We start from the raw sequence: 18,740 nt of genomic DNA on the forward strand, positions 1-18,740 counted from the left end.
TCCCGTCCGGAGAGACGGCGGGACGAGGTGACGCCACAGGAAGACCCGGGTACGAGGAACTTTCGGGTTTTCCCGCTCGGCCGTACCCCGAAACCCGGGGCGGAGTGTGACTTACACGACGACTGGCCCGGGTGGCCTGCATCAACGGTGCCGACAGGCGTAGCCTTTATTCCCGCTGTCCACCACCTTAGGAAGCGGAAGAGGGCGGTTGCCGCCGTGTCGCCACAGTCCCCCAACACCTCGAGCGTCTCGACCGACCAAGCAGGGCAGGGCAAGAGCCCTGCCGATGTGTTCGGTCCCAATGAGTGGCTCGTCGACGAGATCTACCAGCAGTACCTCCAGGACCCGAACTCGGTCGACCGAGCCTGGTGGGACTTCTTCGCCGACTACAAGCCGGGCGCGCCGGCCACGCCGCCGGCGGTGACCGAGGGCACGACGCCCGCGGCCCCCGCCCCGGCCGCCGCCGCCCCGGCCGCGCAGCCGGCCGCCGCGGCCCCCGCCGCGCCGAAGGCCGCCCCGGCCGCGCCCCAGGCGCCGGCCGCTCCGGCTCCCGCCGCCGTGAAGACCGCGACGCCGACGCCCCGCCCGGCCGCGAAGCCCGCCAAGGCCGCCGAGCCGGCCGCCGCGCCGGAGGCCCCGGAGTACGTGACGCTGCGCGGCCCGTCCGCCGCCGTCGCCAAGAACATGAACGCCTCGCTGGAGGTGCCGACGGCCACGTCCGTCCGCGCCGTGCCGGTGAAGCTGCTGTTCGACCAGCGCATCGTCATCAACAATCACCTCAAGCGCGCCCGGGGCGGGAAGGTCTCCTTCACGCACCTCATCGGCTACGCCATGGTCCAGGCCATGAAGCTGATGCCCTCGATGAACTGGTCGTTCACCGAGAAGGACGGCAAGCCCACCCTGGTCAAGCCGCCGCACGTCAACCTGGGCCTGGCCATCGACCTGGTCAAGCCCAACGGCGAGCGCCAGCTGGTGGTCGCGGCCATCAAGAAGGCCGAGACCCTCAACTTCTTCGAGTTCTGGCAGGCGTACGAGGACATCGTCCGCCGCGCCCGGAACAACAAGCTGACGATGGACGACTTCACCGGGGTGACGTGCTCGCTCACCAACCCCGGCGGCATCGGCACCGTCCACTCCGTGCCGCGCCTCATGGGCGGCCAGAGCGTGATCATCGGTGTCGGCGCCATGGAGTACCCCGCCGAGTTCCAGGGCACCTCGCAGGACGCCCTGAACAAGATGGGCATCTCCAAGGTCATGACCCTGACGTCGACCTACGACCACCGGGTCATCCAGGGCGCCGCCTCCGGCGAGTTCCTGCGCATCATGCACCAGCTGCTGCTGGGCGAGAACGGCTTCTACGACGACATCTTCGAGGCGCTGCGCATCCCCTACGAGCCGGTCCGCTGGCTCAAGGACATCGACGCCTCGCACGACGACGACGTCACCAAGGCCGCCCGCGTCTTCGAGCTGATCCACTCCTACCGGGTCCGCGGCCACGTCATGGCCGACACCGACCCGCTGGAGTACCGCCAGCGCAAGCACCCCGACCTCGACATCACCGAGCACGGCCTCACCCTGTGGGACCTGGAGCGCGAGTTCGCGGTCGGCGGCTTCGCCGGCAAGTCGATGATGAAGCTGCGCGACATCCTCGGCGTGCTGCGCGACTCGTACTGCCGCACCACCGGCATCGAGTTCATGCACATCCAGGACCCCAAGCAGCGCAAGTGGATCCAGGACCGCGTCGAGCGCCCGCACTCCAAGCCGGAGCGCGAGGAGCAGCTGCGCATCCTGCGCCGCCTGAACGCCGCCGAGGCGTTCGAGACCTTCCTGCAGACGAAGTACGTCGGCCAGAAGCGGTTCTCCCTGGAGGGCGGCGAGTCCGTCATCCCGCTGCTGGACGCGGTGCTGGACGCGGCCGCCGAGGCCCGCCTCGACGAGGCCGTCATCGGCATGGCCCACCGTGGCCGCCTCAACGTCCTCGCCAACATCGTCGGCAAGTCGTACGCGCAGATCTTCCGCGAGTTCGAGGGCAACCTCGACCCGAAGTCGATGCACGGCTCCGGCGACGTGAAGTACCACCTGGGCGCCGAGGGCACCTTCACCGGCCTGGACGGCGAGCAGATCAAGGTCTCGCTGGCCGCCAACCCCTCGCACCTGGAGACCGTCGACCCGGTCGTCGAGGGCATCTCCCGCGCCAAGCAGGACATCATCGGCAAGGCCGGCACGGACTTCACCGTCCTGCCGATCCAGCTGCACGGCGACGCGGCCTTCGCCGGCCAGGGCGTGGTGGCGGAGACGCTCAACATGTCGCAGCTGCGCGGCTACCGCACCGGCGGCACCGTGCACATCGTCATCAACAACCAGGTCGGCTTCACCGCGCCGCCGGAGTCCTCGCGCTCGTCGATGTACTGCACCGACGTCGCCCGGATGATCGAGGCGCCGATCTTCCACGTGAACGGTGACGACCCGGAGGCCGTGGTCCGCGTCGCGCGACTGGCCTTCGAGTTCCGCCAGGCGTTCAACAAGGACGTCGTCATCGACCTGATCTGCTACCGCCGCCGGGGCCACAACGAGGCCGACAACCCCTCGTTCACCCAGCCGCTGATGTACGACCTGATCGACAAGAAGCGCTCGGTGCGCAAGCTGTACACCGAGTCGCTGATCGGCCGGGGCGACATCACGCTGGAGGAGGCCGAGCAGGCGCTGCAGGACTACCAGGGCCAGCTGGAGAAGGTCTTCACCGAGGTCCGCGAGGCCACCACCGGCGCGCCCGACGTGGCGCCGGCCCCGGCCCCGCAGGACGGCTTCCCCGTCGCGGTGGACACCGCGATCAGCCAGGAGGTCGTCAAGCGCATCGCCGAGTCGCAGGTCAACCTGCCGGAGAACGTCACGGTGCACCCGCGCCTGCTGCCGCAGCTCCAGCGCCGCGCGGCCAGCGTCGAGGACGGCACCATCGACTGGGCCATGGGCGAGACCCTCGCCTTCGGCTCGCTGCTGATGGAGGGCACCCCGGTCCGCCTCGCGGGCCAGGACTCCCGCCGCGGCACCTTCGGCCAGCGCCACGCGGTCCTCGTGGACCGCGAGACCGGCGAGGACTACACGCCGCTGCTGTACCTGTCCGAGGACCAGGCACGCTTCAACGTCTACGACTCGCTGCTCAGCGAGTACGCGGCGATGGGCTTCGAGTACGGCTACTCGCTGGCCCGCCCGGACGCCCTGGTGCTGTGGGAGGCGCAGTTCGGCGACTTCGCCAACGGCGCGCAGAACGTCATCGACGAGTTCATCTCGTCCTCCGAGCAGAAGTGGGGCCAGACGTCCGGCGTCGTCCTGCTCCTGCCGCACGGCTACGAGGGCCAGGGCCCGGACCACTCCTCGGCCCGCATCGAGCGGTACCTCCAGCTGTGCGCGCAGAACAACATGACGGTCGCCATGCCGACGCTGCCGTCGAACTACTTCCACCTCCTGCGCTGGCAGGTGCACAACCCGCACCACAAGCCGCTCATCGTCTTCACCCCGAAGTCGATGCTGCGCCTGAAGGCCGCGGCGTCGAAGGCGGAGGAGTTCACGACCGGCCGGTTCCGCCCGGTCATCGGTGACGACACCGTCGACCCGGCCGCCGTCCGCAAGGTCGTCTTCTGCTCCGGCAAGGTCTACTACGACCTGGAGGCCGAGCGGGCCAAGCGCGGCGCGAACGACACCGCCATCCTCCGCCTCGAGCGCCTCTACCCGCTGCCGGGTGCGGAGCTCCAGGCCGAGATCGCCAAGTTCCCCAACGCCGAGAAGTACATCTGGGCGCAGGAGGAGCCGGCGAACCAGGGTGCGTGGCCGTTCATCGCGCTGAACCTGATCGACCACCTGGACCTGGCGGTCGGCGCCGACCTGCCGGCCCGGGAGCGGCTGCGCCGGGTGTCCCGGCCGCACTCGTCGTCCCCGGCGGTCGGCTCGGCCAAGCGCCACCAGCTGGAGCAGCAGGCCCTGGTCGCCGAGGTCTTCGACGTCTGAGACGTCCGGCCGAAGCCGTAAGAGTGCCGGGCCCCCATCGCGACAGCGGTGGGGGCCCGGCCCCGTAAGAGGAGAGCACGTTGTACTTCACCGACCGCGGCATCGAGGAACTGGAGAACCGGCGCGGCGAGGAGGAGGTCACCCTCGGCTGGGTGGCCGAGCGCCTGCGCGAGTTCGTCGACCTCAACCCGGACTTCGAGGTCCCGGTGGAACGCCTGGCCACGTGGCTGGCGCGTCTGGACGACGAGGACGAGTGAACGGGTGAACGCGAAACGCCGGACGGGCTGCCATGGCAGCCCGTCCGGCGTTTCGCGTTCAGGGGGCTGGGGTCTATTCCCCCCTCGCCCGCCACCGGTCGTACGCCAGCGTGAGCACCCCGTCGGCGACGAGCACGGCACCCGCGACGGCGAGCCCCCGGCGAGCGCGGCGGCGGCCGGCCAGCAACAGCCCCGCACCGACCGCGATCTCCGCCGCACTCAGCGCCCGCGCCCGCGGCCCCGCGCAGACCGCCTCGCGCCACCCCGGCCACTCCACGGCCCGTACTCCCGGGGCCGTGCCCACGGCCGTGCGCAGTGCCGCGGTGCTGGTGCCGGGCGCCAGGCCGGGCGGGAGGTGCAGGCCGGCCCGGGCCAGGACGGCGATCAGGCCGCGGATACGGGCCGCGGCGTCCGCGTCGGGGTCGGCCTCCGCGAGCCGGTCGAACGCGGCCGCGTCCAGCACCGGGTCCAGGCCCAGCCTCGATCGCAGCGCGGCGAGCGCCGTCTCCTCGCCGCGCGGGGTGCCGTCCGCCAGCCAGGTGTAGCCGGCGGTGCGGCGGAAACCGGAGGCCACGACGAAGCCCGCGCCGCGGTCGTCCCACCACAGCCCGACGGCCGGCCACGGTTCGGCCGTGGTCAGGGCGTGCGCCCATTCGGCCGTGACGGCGGCCGGGGAGGTGCCTTCCGCCTGCCAGGACTCCTCGCCGGGGACCAGGACGCTCCAGCCCTCGCCGGCCGGGGCGAGGAGCAGCGGCTCGCGCAGGAGCTGGGCGGACGGGCGGACCCTGCCGGGCTCGGCCCGGCAGAGCAGCAGGGCCCCGGCGGGCCGGCTGTGATCAGTTGCGGACATGCGTCAACGCTAAGCCACGCGGTTGCCCCTTGACTTCGCGGGACCGCGATATATCGTGTTTCTCAGAGACGCGATATCGGTCGCGATATGTTGCGTCGTGTCGTCAGTGCCGCCAGGAGGCCCAGGATGCCGGACCAGTCACCGTGGTCGCTCGCAGAACCAGCCAAGCTCACCTTCGACGGACCGGTCACGGCCCTCAAGGCACGCATCATCGGCGGCGCGCTGAACGTCGTCGCGTCGGACTCGGGCCCCGCCCGGCTGGAGCTGACCGAGATCAAGGGCGCCCCTCTCGTCGTCAAGCTGGAGGACGGCCTGCTGACCGTCGGCTACCCGGACCTGCCGGGCAGCTTCCTCAAGTGGCTCGACCGCAAGAGCTGGAAGCGCAGCGCCACCGTCACGCTCACCGTGCCGACGGCGACCCGCACGGACGCCGGCGTCGTCACGGCGGACGCGGTGGTGTCGGGGATCTCCGGCGCCACCGACGTGCACTCGGTCTCCGGTGACGTCACGCTCGTCGGCGTCACGGGCCCGGTCGACGCCGAGACGGTGTCGGGGCGGCTGGAGGCGCAGTCCCTCGGCGGCGACCTCCGGTTCAAGTCGGTCTCCGGCGAGCTGACGCTCGTCGAGCACCGCAGCGGCACGGTCAAGGCCGAGTCGGTCGGCGGCGACATGACGGTCGACCTGGCCGCCGGCCGCCACCCCGAGCTGGCGCTGACCAGCGTCTCCGGCCAGATCGCCATCCGGCTGCCGCAGCAGGTCGACGCCGAGGTGAACGCCAACACCACCAGCGGCGACGTCTCCTGCGCCTTCGACGACCTGCGGGTCGAGGGCCAGTGGGGCGCCAAGACCATCACCGGCAGGCTCGGCGAGGGCGGCGGCCGGCTGCGGGTCACCACCGTCTCGGGCGCGGTCGCACTGCTGCGCCGCCCCCAGGAGCACGAGGGAAAGGTCCTCTGATGGCCCCCGTCTTCGCCCACGGCCGGCTGCGGCTGTACCTGCTCGGTCTCCTCGACGAGGCCCCCCGCCACGGCTACGAGGTCATCCGCCTCCTGGAGGAGCGGTTCCAGGGCCTCTACGCGCCCTCGGCCGGCACGGTGTACCCGCGCCTGGCCAAACTGGAGGCCGAGGGCCTGGTCACCCACACCACGGAGGGCGGCCGCAAGGTGTACTCCCTCACGGCCGCGGGCCGCGACGAGCTCGACGGCCGGCGCGGCGAGCTGGCCGAGCTGGAGCTCGAGATCCGCGAGTCGGTCGCGGCCCTGGCCGCGGACATCCGCGAGGACGTCCGCGGCGCGGCGGGTGACCTGCGGCGCGAGATGCGGGAGGCGGCGCGCAACGCCCGTACGCAGGTCTCGCCGGACCCGTTCGCCGGGGCGAAGGAGGAGCTGCGCCGGGCCAAGGAGGAATGGAAGGAGCAGGTCCGCCGGGCCAAGGAGGAGAACCGCCGCGCCCGCCAGGACGCGCAGACGGCCCGCCGCCAGGCCCGGCAGATGCAGGAGCACGCCCGCGAGGAGGTGCTGCGCATCAAGGACCGCGTGCAGGAACAGGTACGCGAGCACACGCGGCACGGCGACTGGCCGGCCGGCCTGGTCGAGGGCGTCAACGCCCTCGCCAGGGAACTCGGCACGCTGGCCGGAACGGGCCCGCGTGAGTCGGCGCCTCCGCCGCGGCCGGAGTGGGCGACGGCGGACGACACGCTGTCCAAGGACCCGGCGCGGGACCTTGACCGGCTGCTGGACCGGTTCCGCGACGAGGTGCGGGATGCTGCGCGGGACCATGGAATCACTGCCGGTCAGCTGGCACTTTTGCGGCGCGACTTGGCGGAGGCGGCAGCACGAGCGGGTGCGGTGCTGCGGGGGGAGTAGGGCCCTCGGTAACCGGGGCTCCGCCCCGGACCCCGCGCCTCAAACTCCCCCAGCTACCGCTGGGAGGTGCCCCCAGCGGGGCTGGTTTTGGCTGAGGCCTCAGCCAACTCAAGCCCGTCCGGCGTTTGAGGACACCGCCGCGGTAGCGGGGCACCCTCACCCCTCCTCCGCCACCACCGTCACCGCACCCCGACCCCCCACGGCCCACACCCGCACCGTTCCCGCCTCCCCCGCCGGAACGGTCCGCGTATCCGCCCGCCCCGGCCCGGAAACCCTCACCCGCCACCCCCCACTCCGCGGCGGAAGGGAAAGCTCACTCTCGCCGCCCCCGCGGCGCGGAATGTACGACAGGCGGTACCTGCGGGCGCCCGCCTCATACGTTTCGCTCCGTACCACCCCCGCCACCGCCACAGCGTAAGCGCGGGCCGTGCGCTCCTTGTTGGGGGCGAAGCGGCCGTCGGCCGTGAGCGCGCAGTAGCCGCCCCCGTAGCACCACTCCCATCCCGCCCACCCGGAGGCGTAGCGGCCGATGGACGCGATGGCGTCCTCGTAGAAGCGCGGCATGTTCGGCTGGGCGCTGTTCATCGGGCCCCACTCGCCGACCACCACCGGTACCCGCTGTTCGCGCGGATACCGCACCACGGCCGCCTCGTAGTTCTCCAGCCAGCCGGACGACGGGTCGTAGTCCCCACCGAGCTCCATCGCCGCGTTGTAGAAGTGCGGCGCGTAGACGACCTTGGGGTCGTCCACGCGGCCGAGGCCGGTGGGTTTGCCTTCGCCCGCCGCGGGGGTGGGTTCGACGAACAGCCAGTGCCGGGTGTCGACCCGCCGGATCGCTTCCGCGAGCCGCCGGTACATCGGGGTGATCTGTGTGGCCTCGATGCGGCGTGCCGCGGTGAACATGTCCTCGCCGGGCCGCATCCGGCCCATCGGCTCGTTGATGAGGTCGTAGCCGAACACGGCGGGGTGCCGGGCGAAGCGCCCGGCGAGCACTTCCCACATGCGGGTCTGGGCCCGCCGCAGGTCCGCGTCCTCGTAGAGGTGCTCGAACGCGGCCTGCACCGCGGGTTCGAAGTATTCGGCGAACCAGTCGTCGGGGTGCGGCCGGTACGGCAGGCCGTCGGTGCGTGTCGCCCACGCGGGGATGCCGCGGTGGCCGTTGAACGCCGGCCCGTAGACGTCCTGGTGGGCGTCGATCACGACCCGGACCCGGTACCGCGCCGCCCAGTCCAGCACCCGTTCGATGCGGCGGAGGTACGGCTCGCTGTACCGGCCGGGGTCCGGTTCCAGGTCGTCCCAGAACACCGCCAGCCGGGCGAAGCGGAAGCCGTGCCGGGCGAGGTCGCGCACGGACCGTTCGGTGATGCTCTCCAGGGCGCGGTCGCCGCGGTGTTCCTTGTCGGCGAGGTTCCAGCCCCGCAGGGTGAGCACCCGCCCCTGCTCGTCGGTGAGGGGCGGGATGCCGTCGGCGGCCGCGGCCGCGGCCGTTCCGGGTGTGGCCGGAGTGGTCAGAGCGGCCAGAGTGAGGGCTGCGGCCAGCGCGAGCCCCGCCGTGCGTCTGTTCGGCTTCGGCATCCGCCGTTCATACCGTCAGCACGACCTTGCCGAACAGGTCGCCACCGGCCATCTTCTCGAACGCCTCGCGGGCCCGGTCCAGCGGCAGCACCGAGTCGATGACCGGCCGGACACCGGTCGCGACGCAGAAGCTCAGCAGGTCGGCGAGCTCGTCCTTGGTGCCCATCGTCGAGCCGACGACCTTCAGCTCCAGGAAGAAGATGCGGTTCAGCTCGGCGGCCGGCGGGTTGGTGCCGCTGGTGGCGCCGGAGATGACGAGGGTGCCGCCGGGCTTCAGGGACTTCACCGAGTGGGACCAGGTGGCCGCGCCCACGGTCTCGATGACCGCGTCCACGCGCTGCGGCAGCCGGGCGCCCGGCTCGAACGCGGCCTCCGCGCCCAGTTCGACGGCGCGCTTGCGCTTGGCCTCGTCGCGGCTGGTGGCGTAGACGCGCAGGCCGGCGGCCGCGCCGAGCACGATGGCCGCCGTGGCCACGCCGCCACCGGCGCCCTGCACCAGGATGCTCTGGCCGGGCCGGACGCCGGCGTTGGTGAACAGCATGCGGTACGCCGTCAGCCAGGCGGTGGGCAGGCAGGCGGCCTGCTCGAACGTGAGCTCCTTGGGCTTGGGCAGCACGTTCCACGCCGGTACGGTCACGCGCTCGGCGAAGGTGCCCTGGTAGCGCTCGGTGAGGATGGACCGCGGCTCGCGCGGGCCGACGCCGTGGCCGCTCTGGCCGATCACGGAGTGGACGACGACCTCGTTGCCGTCCTCGTCAATGCCGGCGGCGTCGCAGCCGAGGATCATCGGCAGGGCCTCCTCGCCCAGGCCCACCCCGCGCAGCGACCACAGGTCGTGGTGGTTGAGGGAGGCGGCCTTGACGGTCACGGTGGTCCAGCCGGGCCGGGCCTCGGGGTCGGGGCGCTCCCCCAGCTCGAGGCCGTTCAGCGGCTGGTCGCGGTCGATGCGTGCGGCGTAGGCAGCGAACATGATCCGAACCTAGCCGGGTGCCGGTGTGCGGCGGAACCACGCGGACGTGTGACGCGCGCCGCGCACGGCACGGCGGTGCCGTCCACCGCGGCGTCCGGCAACGGGCGTAACCGCGGCAGGAGGCGGTCCCTCCTCGTTGACCCCGGGTGGCGGCGCGGAGTTGGCTGCGGCCCGGGAACAGCGGGACCGGACGGCATCAGGGGGGATCATGGAACGACGGAGCAGACGGAACGGGAGACGGACCGGGAGCCGGATACGCGTCGCGCTCGCGGCCGCCGTGGCCTGCGGGACAGCGGCGGCGGTCCTGCCCTCGGCGGCCGGGGCCGTGCAGTCGCCGCCGCCGAAGTTCATCGAGCGGGTGAGCGTGGGCGCCGACCAGCGGCAGGCCGACGCGCCGAGCGCCGGAGCGGGCCTGAACGGCGGCGGCCGCTACGCGGTGTTCGTCTCCACGGCGTCCGGCCTGGTGCCGGGCGTCAAGGGCGGCCACCGGCTGGTCTACGTCCGGGACCTGCTGTCCAGCGACACCAGGCTGATCAGCGCGGCCCCGGACGGCACGGCGGCCGACGGCGACTCGTACGGCGCGAGCATCAGCGGCAACGGGCGGTACGTGGTCTTCGACTCGGAGGCCGGCAACATCGTGCCCGGCCGGGCCCCGGACCACCACCGGGACATCTACGTCCGCGACCTGTTCACCGGCCGCACCGAGCGTCTGCTCCCCGGCGCCAAGGGCCCGGCGAAGGTCTCCGACACGCCGTCGGTCACCGCCGACGGCCGGTACGTGGCCTTCACGTCGGAGCGGGACGACCTGGTGCCCGGCGACACCAACAACACCTGGGACGTCTTCGTCCGGGACCGCCTGACGGGCCGCACGACCCGGGTGAGTGTGAACGAGAAGGGCGGCCAGAGCGGCTACGGCGGTCACTCCCCGGTCATCAGTGCCGACGGCAGCCGGGTCGTCTTCAAGAGCTACCAGGGGCTGACGGCCGACAGCAACCACGGCGGCATCCACGGCAAGCCGCGGGCGCGCGGCCTGTACGCCCACGACCTGCGGACGCACCGCACCTGGCTGGCCGGCAAGACGTACCAGGGCAGGTTCCTCTACGTGTACGAAACGCCGGCGATCAGCGGCGACGGGCGCTACGTGGTCTTCAAGACGGGCGCCAGGGTGGTGCCCGGGGAGAACGACAACAGCGACGACGTCTTCGTCCGTGACCTCGACCGCGACACCGTGCGGAGGGTGAGCGAGACGCCGGACGGGAAGCCCCAGAACGGCTCCGCGTGGGGCGGGATGGCCATGAGCACCGACGGCAACAAGGTGTTCTTCTCCTCGTCCGCCTCGAACCTGGCGCCCGGTGGCAACCGCGGGATCGAGGACGTCTTCGTCCGCGACCTGCGCACGAACACGATCGAGCGGGTCAGCGTCGGCAAGGGCGGGATCAAGGCGAACGGCCGCTCCAGCGTCGTCGCGGTCGACCGCACCGGCTCCAGGGTCCTCTTCGACAGCGAGGCCGGCAACCTCGTGCCCGGCGACACCAACAAGGTGCAGGACGTCTTCCTCCGCCTTCTGCGCTGAGAGACCGGGGGCATACGGCGACGGGGCCGGCCCGCGCATCGCGGTCCGGCCCCGTCTTTGCGTACGGGTGCTGCGGCGGCGTCAGACGCGCGCCACGCCCTCCGCGCGCGCCGCCGCCGCGACGGCCGCGGTCACGGCCGGGGCGACGCGCTCGTCGAACGGCGAGGGGATGACGCAGTCCGCGCTGAGCTCGTCGGCGACCACGGCGGCGAGGGCCTCGGCGGCCGCCAGCTTCATGCCCTCGGTGATGCGCGAGGCACGCACCTGGAGGGCGCCGGCGAAGATGCCGGGGAACGCCAGCACGTTGTTGATCTGGTTGGGGTAGTCGCTGCGGCCGGTGGCGACCACGGCGGCGTACTTGTGCGCGACGTCCGGGTGGATCTCCGGGTTCGGGTTGGCCATGGCGAACACGATGGCGTCCTTGGCCATCTTGGCCACCGCGGCCTCGGCGATCGTGCCGCCGGAGACACCGATGAAGACGTCGGCGCCGTCCAGCGCGGTCTCCAACGGGCCGGACAGACCGACCTTGTTGGTGAAGCCGGCCAGCTCGCGCTTGACGTCGGTCAGGTCCTCGCGGTCGCGCGAGACGATGCCCTTGCGGTCGCAGACGGCCACGTCGCCGATGCCCGCCTCCACCAGGATGCGGGCGATGGCCACGCCGGCCGCGCCCGCGCCCGAGATGACGCCGCGCAGCTCGCCCAGGGACCGGCCGGTCAGCCGCGCGGCGTTGCGCAGTGCCGCCAGGGTGACGACGGCGGTGCCGTGCTGGTCGTCGTGGAAGACGGGGATGTCCACGCGCTCCTGGAGCTTGCGCTCCACCTCGAAGCAGCGCGGCGCGGAGATGTCCTCCAGGTTGATGCCGCCGAACGAGGGGGCGAGCCGGGCGACGGTCTCCACGATCTCGTCGGTGTCGCGGCAGTCGAGGGCCACGGGCACGGCGTCGACGCCGCCGAACTGCTTGAAGAGGATGGCCTTGCCCTCCATCACGGGCAGGGACGCCTCCGGGCCGATGTCGCCCAGGCCCAGCACGGCGCTGCCGTCCGTGACCACGGCGACGACCTTCGACTTCCAGGTGTAGTCGTGAACCAGCTCGGGGTGTTCCGCGATGGCGCTGCAGACCTTGGCGACGCCCGGCGTGTACGCCAGGGACAGGTCGTCGCGGTCCCGCACGGGCACCGTCGCCCGGATCTCCATCTTTCCGCCCCGGTGCAGGGCGAAGGCCGGGTGGCCGAACTCGCCCCCGCCGGCGCCCTCCGGCACGCCCGCGCTCTCGCTCCGAGGATTCACAATCTCCGCTGCCACTTTTCTTGACCCCTTTGTCAGTTTCAGTCGAGGGTAACCGCCCCTGGGTTCGCGGAGCGGGTCGGGCACCGCGCCGCCGGCCCGGCGGGCGGTCGGCCGCCGCGGGGCAGGAACGGGCGCGGGGGGCGCCGTCGCGTGCACGCCCTGGGCCCCCGGGTGAGGGGTGTGACTGGTCTTTGTACCGGAAGACCGTGTGCGCGACGAGTGAGTTACCGGCTGGTTGTGTTCCGGCACGGGTGTGTCGCGAGGGACGGATGCCCACATGGTGAGACACGCGGCAGGTGAGATCGATCTCGTGGCGAGCAGCGTCGCAGAACGGACAGCGCAGTAAAAAGGTGGAGGAACCTCCTCGTACCGAGCGGGGATCACCCGTTATCCGATTTTGACATCGTCAGCCCCCCGAATGGGCTGGTCCGGATGGCAAGATGCGCAGACCGCACGAGGTCGCGGCGCACGACGAAGTGTGCTCCACCCGTGCTGGACCCCGCGTGAATCCAGTGTGAACAGTCGGCTCTCCCCTCACCTGCAGGAGGAACCAGCAATGACCGCAAGCACCACCCCCCGCCCGGCGGGCGCCAGGAGTCGCACGGCCGCCGTCGGCGCGATCGCGGTCGCCGGCGCCCTGCTGCTGACCGGATGCGGCGACCAGCGGGACAAGCCCGGCACCGGCAACGGCGCCGCCCAGGGCTCCCAGGCGCCGCTCTTCTCCAAGCTGCCCCCTCGGATCCAGAGCTCCAAGGTCATCCGGATCGGCTCGGACATCGCGTACGCCCCCGTGGAGTTCAAGAAGGACGGCAAGACGGTCGGCATCGACCCGGACATCGCCGCGGCCCTCGCCAAGCAGCTCGGCGTCCGCGTCGAGTTCAACAACGGCACCTTCGACACCCTGATCACCGGTCTGCGCTCCAAGCGGTACGACCTGGCGATGTCCGCGATGACCGACACCAAGGACCGGCAGGAGGGCATCGACTCCAAGACCGGCAAGAAGGCCGGTGAGGGCGTCGACTTCGTCGACTACTTCAACGCGGGCGTGTCCATCTACACCAAGAAGGGCGACACCAAGGGCATCAACGGCTGGGACGACCTCTGCGGCAAGAAGATCGCCGTGGAGCGCGGCACGGTCTCGGACGACCTGGCGAAGAAGCAGTCCGAGAAGTGCCAGCAGGACGAGAAGGACGCCATCTCCATCGAGGCGTTCGACACGGACGTGGAGGCCCAGACCCGGCTGAAGGCCGGTGGCGTCGACGCCGTCTCCAGCGACTTCCCGGTCGCGGCGTACGCGGTGAAGACCTCCGGCGGCGGCAACGACTTCGAGGCCGTGGGCGACCAGGTGCAGGCCGCGCCGTACGGCATCGCCGTGGCGAAGGACAACGCGCAGCTCAGGGACGCCGTCAAGGCGGCGCTGGAGGAGATCGTCAAGAACGGCGACTACGCGAAGGTGCTGAAGACCTGGGGCGTGGAGGCCGGCGCCATCAAGGAAGTGAAGGTCAACGGCGGCACCTGACCTTCGGTCCGCTGCCCCACCCCTTCCTGCCCCTTCCCCCGAAAGGCATGACCGGTGACCTCTTCCACCCCCTCACCCGACGAGCCGGACAAGGCCGAGAAGGCCGACAAGGCCGAAACCCCTGACAAGGCCGAGAACGTCGAGAAGGCCGAAAAGGCCGAAAAGGCCGGCGAGACCCCCAAGGCCGCCAAGCTCGAAAAGGCCGAGAAGGCCGAGACGGCTGACAAGGCCGGCGAGACCGCCAAGGACGATCCGCCCGCCGACCCCGCCGATCCGCCCGCCGATCCGCCCGCCGGCTCCGCCGCGAAGGCCCAGCCCGAGGCCATCAAGGCCATCCCCGTCCGTCACTACGGTCGCTGGATCTCCGCCGTCGTCGTCCTGGCCCTGCTCGGCCTGCTGGTGAACGCCTTCGCCACCGCGAACGTCCACTACAGCGCCATCCCCGACTACATCTTCGACTCCTCCGTCCTCTCCGGCCTCGGCAAGACGGTCCTCATCTCGGTGCTGGCCATGGTGCTCGGCCTGGTCCTGGGCATCGTGCTGGCCGTGATGCGGCTGTCGAAGAACCCCGTGACGTCGTCCGTCGCCTGGGTCTACATCTGGTTCTTCCGGGGCACCCCGGTCTTCGTCCAGCTGCTGCTGTGGTTCAACCTCGCGCTGATCTTCCCGTACATCAACCTCGGCCCCATCTACCGGGACGAGATGAGCGACTTCATGACCCCCTTCGTGGCCGCGCTGCTCGGCCTGGGGCTCAACGAGGCCGCGTACATGTCGGAGATCGTCCGGGCCGGCATCCAGTCGGTCGACGAGGGCCAGACCGAGGCCGCCCACGCGCTGGGCATGAGCCAGGGCAGGACGCTGCGCCGCATCGTGCTGCCGCAGGCGATGCGCGTCATCGTCCCGCCGACCGGCAACGAGTTCATCAACATGCTGAAGACCTCGTCGCTGGCGGCGAGCGCCGCCCAGTACCTGGAGCTGCTGCGCTCCACCTCCGACATCGGGCAGACCACCGGCGCCACGGTCGAGATGCTGTTCCTGGCCGCCACCTGGTACCTGATCCTCACCAGCGTCTTCAGCGTCGGCCAGTTCTACCTGGAGCGCCACTACGCGCGCGGCTCGCTGCGCACCCTGCCGCTGACCCCTTGGCAGAAGGTCAAGGCGAACCTGTCCACCTTCAGCAACCGTGCCAAGGGAGGCGTCACCGCATGACCGCGATGGTGAAGGCCGAGGGCGTCCACAAGTCCTACGGCACCGCGCACATCCTCAAGGGCATCGACCTGGAGGTCGCCCCGCGCGAGGTGTTCTGCCTGATCGGCCCGTCCGGCTCCGGCAAGTCCACCTTCCTGCGCTGCATCAACCACCTGGAGCAGATCAACGCCGGCCGGCTCTACGTGGACGGCGAGCTGGTGGGCTACCGCCAGCAGGGCAACAAGCTGTACGAGCTCAAGGACAGCGAGGTGGCCCGCAACCGCCGGGACATCGGCATGGTGTTCCAGCGCTTCAACCTCTTCCCGCACATGACCGCGCTGGGCAACGTCATGGAGGCCCCCGTCCAGGTCAAGGGCGAGAGCAAGGCGGTGGCCCGGGAGCGGGCCCTGAAGCTGCTCGACCGGGTGGGCCTGGCGGACAAGGCGGACAACTACCCCTCGCAGCTCTCCGGCGGCCAGCAGCAGCGCGTCGCCATCGCCCGCGCGCTGGCGATGGAGCCCAAGCTGATGCTGTTCGACGAGCCGACCTCCGCGCTGGACCCGGAGCTGGTGGGCGACGTCCTCGACGTCATGCGGGGCCTCGCCGAGGACGGCATGACGATGATCGTCGTCACGCATGAGATGGGCTTCGCCCGCGAGGTCGGCGACTCGGTGGTCTTCATGGACCAGGGCGTGGTCGTCGAGTCGGGCCACCCGCGCGAGGTGCTCACCAACCCGCAGCACGACCGGACGAAGGCGTTCCTGTCGAAGGTGCTGTAGGAGTCCACCCACGAGTGCCGGACGGCCCCGGCGGCGGTACCGCCGCCGGGGCCGTCCGGCACTCGTTGTCCACGTGCTCGGTGTAATACCCTCGGAACTGCCATATCCATTACGGGCCCCGGGCCGACCGGAGGGGCCGCCGGCAGAGGGATCACGCGTGGAACTGTCCTCGTACTCGGACTACGCCGTGCGGCTGGTGAACAGCGAGCAGCCGGCGCGCGGCACCGACGCGCTGACCTCGCTCGACGCCGTACGGGACCTCTTCAGCCCCGGCTCGTCGGCCGCCCGCCGGCTGAGCGACGGCGACCTCACGCGGCTGCGCGCCGTGCGCGGCCGGCTGCGCGCCGTCTTCGAGGCCGCCGCCGAGGGCGACGAGGTACGGGCCGTCGACCTGCTCAACGCGCTGCTGATGGAGTTCCCGGTCAGCCCGCAGATCTCCGGGCACGAGTACCGCGACGAGGACGGCCGGCCCAAGTGGCACATGCACATCGCCGACCACGCCGCCAACGCGGGCGCCGCCTACACCGCCACGGCCTGCATGGGCCTCGCCGTGCACCTCACCGAGCTCGGCATCGACCGGCTCGGCATCTGCCAGGCCACGCCCTGCCGCAACGCCTACCTCGACACCTCCACCAACCGGTCGCGCCGCTACTGCTCCGACCGCTGCGCCACCCGGGCCAACGTCGCCGCCTACCGGGCCCGCAAGCGCCAGGGCGACCGGCCGGAGGAGCGCAGCGGCCGCACGGCCGACAGCGCCCACGACAGCAGCGCCCCCACCGACCGCTGACCGGCCCCCGGCGGGGGCCGCAGCCGCAGCCAGGCCCGGGCCACCACGAGGTCGTCCGGGACCGTGCCGAACTCCCTGCTGTCGTTCTCGACCAGGGGGTTGTCGCCCGTCACCCACCAGCCGCCGTCCCGGCGCTCCGCCGCCCGCTTGACGATGAGCAGGTCCTGCCGGAAGGGGTGCCGCAGCACCACCACGTCACCCGGGCGCACACCGGCCCCGTAGCGCACGACGAGCCGGTCGCCCGGGTTCAGGGTCGGCACCATCGAGGGGTTGTAGACCTCGGCGAGCCCGGTCCGCAGCAGTCCGTGACGCTCACGCTCGAGCTCGTGCCCGCGTTCGTCGACTTGCTCCTGCACCTCGGCACCTCCGTGTCTCTCCGCCACCTCCCGGGCTCGCGCCCGGTCCCAGCCTGACACCGGTCTTTCGACGCGGGCCCCCGGGGCACCCGAGAAAAGCCTTCCCGTACCGAGTAATCTCGCACCTGAGAAGACGATCACGAGGAAGGACAGCTACATGCTCTCCCGCCTGTTCGCCCCCAAGGTACGGGTCAGCGCCCACTGCGACCTGCCCTGCGGGGTCTACGACCCGGCCCAGGCCCGCATCGAGGCGGAGTCGGTCAAGGCCGTCCAGGAGAAGTACCAGGCCAACGAGGACCCGCACTTCCGTGCCCGCGCGACGGTCATCAAGGAGCAGCGCGCGGAGCTCGCCAAGCACCACGTCTCGGTGCTGTGGAGCGACTACTTCAAGGCCCCGCACTTCGAGAAGTACCCGCAGCTGCACCAGCTCATCAACGACACCCTGAAGGCCCTGAGCGCCGCCAAGGCGTCCACGGACCCGAAGACGGGCGAGAAGGCGCTGGAGCTCATCGCCGAGATCGACCGCATCTTCTGGGAGACGAAGAAGGCCTGATCTTGGCTTATGCCGGTTGACCTGCGATTTCTTCGATCGCCCGGTCCGCCAGTCCGCACCCGGTCCGCAAACCGCCGAGCACGGCGTCCATGACGGACCGGGTGCGGTCTTCTTCGCCCGGCCACAGGTGCGCGTAGATCCGCAGCGTGATGACGGCGGATGCGTGGCCGAGCACCAGCTGCACCTGCTTGACGCTCGCCCCGCCGGCGATGAGTGCGGAGGCGTAGAAGTGCCGCAGGTCGTGGGTCACCATGTGCGGCAGCTCGACGGGCTTGCGCCCTTCGCGCTCGGCCGCCTCGTTCTCCGCCTTCTGCAGGGCCCGGCGGGCGCAGTTCCACTCGGTCTTCCAGCGACGGTAATGGAGTGGCTCACCCTCCTCCATCGTGAACAGCCACTCCTTGGAGGGCCGTGCGGCGAGGTGCACGAGGAGAGCGTCGGTGACGACCTCGCCGACCGGGACGGTGCGCCGGGACTTGCCGGTCTTCGGCGGACCGATGAGCCCGGACTGGAGACGCTGCCGCTCGACACGGATCGTGCCGTTCTTGAAGTCGACGTCCGAGACCTTGAGGCCGAGCAGCTCGCCTATGCGGAGCCCTGACCCGGCCAGGACGACGATGGCCGCACGGATGTACGACGGCATGACGCGTGCCATCGCCTCGACCTGCGCGACAGTGGGAGGCATGACCTCCTCGTCCGGCACGGACGGAAGCGTGATCCGCTTGCACGGGGTCACGGGGATGACCTTGTCCTCGACAGCGGCCGTCATGACGCGGACGAGGACGTCGTAGACGTTGCGTACGCTCCCCGGCCCCAGCTGCTCGGAGAGCTTCTTGAACAGGGCCTGGATGTGGGTACGCCGCAAGGACGCCATCGCGTAGGAGCCGAGCGCGGGTATCAGGTGCACCCGTAGGGCGTTGTCGGTGATGCGGGTGCCCGCCTCACCGGCGATCTGCTCGCCCTCCCACTTCGTCGCGTACTTCTCGAACGAGATCTTTCCAGCGCGCGGGTCGACGTACAGCCCGGTGACCATGCTGGTCGTGACCTCGTCGAGCCAGCGCTGGGCGTCGACCTTGCGGTCGAAGTGGCGGGCGTGCTCCTTGCCGTCGAGGTCGCGGTAGCGGGCCCGCCATTTGCCGTTGGGTCGCTTCTGGATGTTGGCCAAGTCGGTTCTCCCTTGGG

General features: G+C 71.1%; 16 protein-coding genes. 10 read left to right on the forward strand and 6 right to left on the reverse strand.

Annotation, left to right across the window (positions count from 1 at the left end; genetic code table 11):
- Positions 1 to 216: 216 nt before the first annotated feature.
- Both IE305_RS17945 and IE305_RS17950 read left to right on the forward strand, forming a co-directional pair.
- Positions 217 to 4,002, forward strand: coding sequence for a multifunctional oxoglutarate decarboxylase/oxoglutarate dehydrogenase thiamine pyrophosphate-binding subunit/dihydrolipoyllysine-residue succinyltransferase subunit (locus tag IE305_RS17945; RefSeq protein WP_190130620.1), 3,786 nt, complete (start codon positions 217 to 219; stop codon positions 4,000 to 4,002).
- A gap of 80 nt (positions 4,003 to 4,082) precedes the next feature.
- A complete protein-coding gene (locus IE305_RS17950) occupies positions 4,083 to 4,259 on the forward strand; it encodes a DUF6104 family protein (RefSeq protein ID WP_190130621.1) in 177 nt (58 codons plus the stop codon).
- A gap of 73 nt (positions 4,260 to 4,332) precedes the next feature.
- On the opposite strand, the gene IE305_RS17955 is transcribed toward IE305_RS17950, so the two are convergent.
- The gene (locus tag IE305_RS17955; protein WP_190130622.1) at positions 4,333 to 5,109 is read right to left on the reverse strand and encodes a hypothetical protein; all 777 of its coding nucleotides are present in this window, start codon (positions 5,107 to 5,109) and stop codon (positions 4,333 to 4,335) included.
- 126 nt (positions 5,110 to 5,235) lie between these two features.
- On the opposite strand from IE305_RS17955, the gene IE305_RS17960 reads away from it, so the two are divergent.
- Together IE305_RS17960 and IE305_RS17965 are read left to right on the forward strand one after the other, a co-directional pair.
- Entirely contained in the window at positions 5,236 to 6,066 is an 831-nt protein-coding gene (locus IE305_RS17960) for a DUF4097 family beta strand repeat-containing protein (RefSeq protein WP_190130623.1), read from the forward strand.
- A complete protein-coding gene (locus IE305_RS17965) occupies positions 6,066 to 6,974 on the forward strand; it encodes a PadR family transcriptional regulator (protein WP_190130624.1) in 909 nt (302 codons plus the stop codon). Before IE305_RS17960 ends, IE305_RS17965 begins: the two co-directional genes overlap by 1 nt.
- A 156-nt stretch (positions 6,975 to 7,130) precedes the next feature.
- Here IE305_RS17965 and IE305_RS17970 read toward each other — a convergent pair whose 3' ends face one another.
- Positions 7,131 to 8,549 (reverse strand): glycoside hydrolase family 5 protein, encoded by a 1,419-nt coding sequence (locus tag IE305_RS17970; RefSeq protein ID WP_190130625.1) that lies wholly within the window; start codon positions 8,547 to 8,549, stop codon positions 7,131 to 7,133.
- 7 nt (positions 8,550 to 8,556) lie between these two features.
- A complete protein-coding gene (locus tag IE305_RS17975; RefSeq protein ID WP_190130626.1) occupies positions 8,557 to 9,519 on the reverse strand; it encodes a zinc-binding dehydrogenase in 963 nt (320 codons plus the stop codon).
- Between the two features lie 208 nt (positions 9,520 to 9,727).
- Here IE305_RS17975 and IE305_RS17980 point away from each other — a divergent pair, with 208 nt between their 5' ends.
- Positions 9,728 to 11,092, forward strand: coding sequence for a TolB family protein (locus IE305_RS17980; RefSeq protein WP_190130627.1), 1,365 nt, complete (start codon positions 9,728 to 9,730; stop codon positions 11,090 to 11,092).
- An 81-nt stretch (positions 11,093 to 11,173) separates the two neighbouring features.
- Here IE305_RS17980 and IE305_RS17985 read toward each other — a convergent pair whose 3' ends face one another.
- Positions 11,174 to 12,394, reverse strand: a complete 1,221-nt coding sequence (locus tag IE305_RS17985) for an NAD(P)-dependent malic enzyme (RefSeq protein WP_190130628.1) — start codon at positions 12,392 to 12,394, stop codon at positions 11,174 to 11,176.
- Positions 12,395 to 12,935: 541 nt separating this feature from the next.
- Here IE305_RS17985 and IE305_RS17990 point away from each other — a divergent pair.
- From IE305_RS17990 to IE305_RS18005, 4 genes are all read left to right on the forward strand, one after another.
- Complete coding sequence (locus IE305_RS17990) at positions 12,936 to 13,898, forward strand: ABC transporter substrate-binding protein (protein WP_190130629.1); 963 nt, start codon at positions 12,936 to 12,938, stop codon at positions 13,896 to 13,898.
- 324 nt (positions 13,899 to 14,222) lie between these two features.
- Positions 14,223 to 15,107, forward strand: coding sequence for an amino acid ABC transporter permease (locus tag IE305_RS17995; RefSeq protein ID WP_190130713.1), 885 nt, complete (start codon positions 14,223 to 14,225; stop codon positions 15,105 to 15,107).
- Positions 15,104 to 15,865 carry an amino acid ABC transporter ATP-binding protein gene (locus IE305_RS18000; protein WP_308440250.1) on the forward strand — a complete coding sequence of 254 codons (762 nt, stop codon included), beginning with the start codon at positions 15,104 to 15,106 and terminating at the stop codon, positions 15,863 to 15,865. Before IE305_RS17995 ends, IE305_RS18000 begins: the two co-directional genes overlap by 4 nt.
- A gap of 157 nt (positions 15,866 to 16,022) precedes the next feature.
- The gene (locus tag IE305_RS18005) at positions 16,023 to 16,652 is read left to right on the forward strand and encodes a CGNR zinc finger domain-containing protein (protein WP_190130630.1); all 630 of its coding nucleotides are present in this window, start codon (positions 16,023 to 16,025) and stop codon (positions 16,650 to 16,652) included.
- Here the strand turns inward: IE305_RS18005 and sodX are convergent.
- Positions 16,556 to 17,008: a nickel-type superoxide dismutase maturation protease gene (sodX, locus tag IE305_RS18010; RefSeq protein ID WP_190130631.1), complete on the reverse strand. Its 453-nt coding sequence runs from the start codon at positions 17,006 to 17,008 to the stop codon at positions 16,556 to 16,558. The genes IE305_RS18005 and sodX overlap by 97 nt on opposite strands.
- Positions 17,009 to 17,165: 157 nt before the next feature.
- Here sodX and sodN point away from each other — a divergent pair, with 157 nt between their 5' ends.
- On the forward strand, positions 17,166 to 17,561 hold the full coding sequence (gene sodN, locus IE305_RS18015) for a superoxide dismutase, Ni (RefSeq protein WP_190130632.1): 396 nt from the start codon (positions 17,166 to 17,168) through the stop codon (positions 17,559 to 17,561).
- Between the two features lie 7 nt (positions 17,562 to 17,568).
- Here the strand turns inward: sodN and IE305_RS18020 are convergent, their stop codons facing one another.
- The gene (locus IE305_RS18020) at positions 17,569 to 18,723 is read right to left on the reverse strand and encodes a tyrosine-type recombinase/integrase (RefSeq protein WP_190130633.1); all 1,155 of its coding nucleotides are present in this window, start codon (positions 18,721 to 18,723) and stop codon (positions 17,569 to 17,571) included.
- Between the last annotated feature and the right edge of the window lie 17 nt (positions 18,724 to 18,740).

Source organism: Streptomyces mashuensis (genome assembly GCF_014654785.1).
In the GTDB taxonomy this organism is placed as follows: Bacteria; Actinomycetota; Actinomycetes; order Streptomycetales; family Streptomycetaceae; genus Streptomyces; species Streptomyces mashuensis.

Excerpts from the sequence above, each read along its gene's own strand:
- IE305_RS18000 (WP_308440250.1), top strand. The coding sequence starts at position 15,104 with ATGACCGCGATGGTGAAGGCCGAGGGCGTCCACAAGTCCTACGGCACC.
- IE305_RS17960 (WP_190130623.1), top strand. The coding sequence starts at position 5,236 with ATGCCGGACCAGTCACCGTGGTCGCTCGCAGAACCAGCCAAGCTCACC.
- IE305_RS17980 (WP_190130627.1), top strand. The coding sequence starts at position 9,728 with ATGGAACGACGGAGCAGACGGAACGGGAGACGGACCGGGAGCCGGATA.
- IE305_RS17970 (WP_190130625.1), bottom strand. The coding sequence starts at position 8,549 with ATGCCGAAGCCGAACAGACGCACGGCGGGGCTCGCGCTGGCCGCAGCC.
- sodN (WP_190130632.1), top strand. The coding sequence starts at position 17,166 with ATGCTCTCCCGCCTGTTCGCCCCCAAGGTACGGGTCAGCGCCCACTGC.
- IE305_RS17975 (WP_190130626.1), bottom strand. The coding sequence starts at position 9,519 with ATGTTCGCTGCCTACGCCGCACGCATCGACCGCGACCAGCCGCTGAAC.
- IE305_RS17955 (WP_190130622.1), bottom strand. The coding sequence starts at position 5,109 with ATGTCCGCAACTGATCACAGCCGGCCCGCCGGGGCCCTGCTGCTCTGC.
- IE305_RS17990 (WP_190130629.1), top strand. The coding sequence starts at position 12,936 with ATGACCGCAAGCACCACCCCCCGCCCGGCGGGCGCCAGGAGTCGCACG.
- IE305_RS17965 (WP_190130624.1), top strand. The coding sequence starts at position 6,066 with ATGGCCCCCGTCTTCGCCCACGGCCGGCTGCGGCTGTACCTGCTCGGT.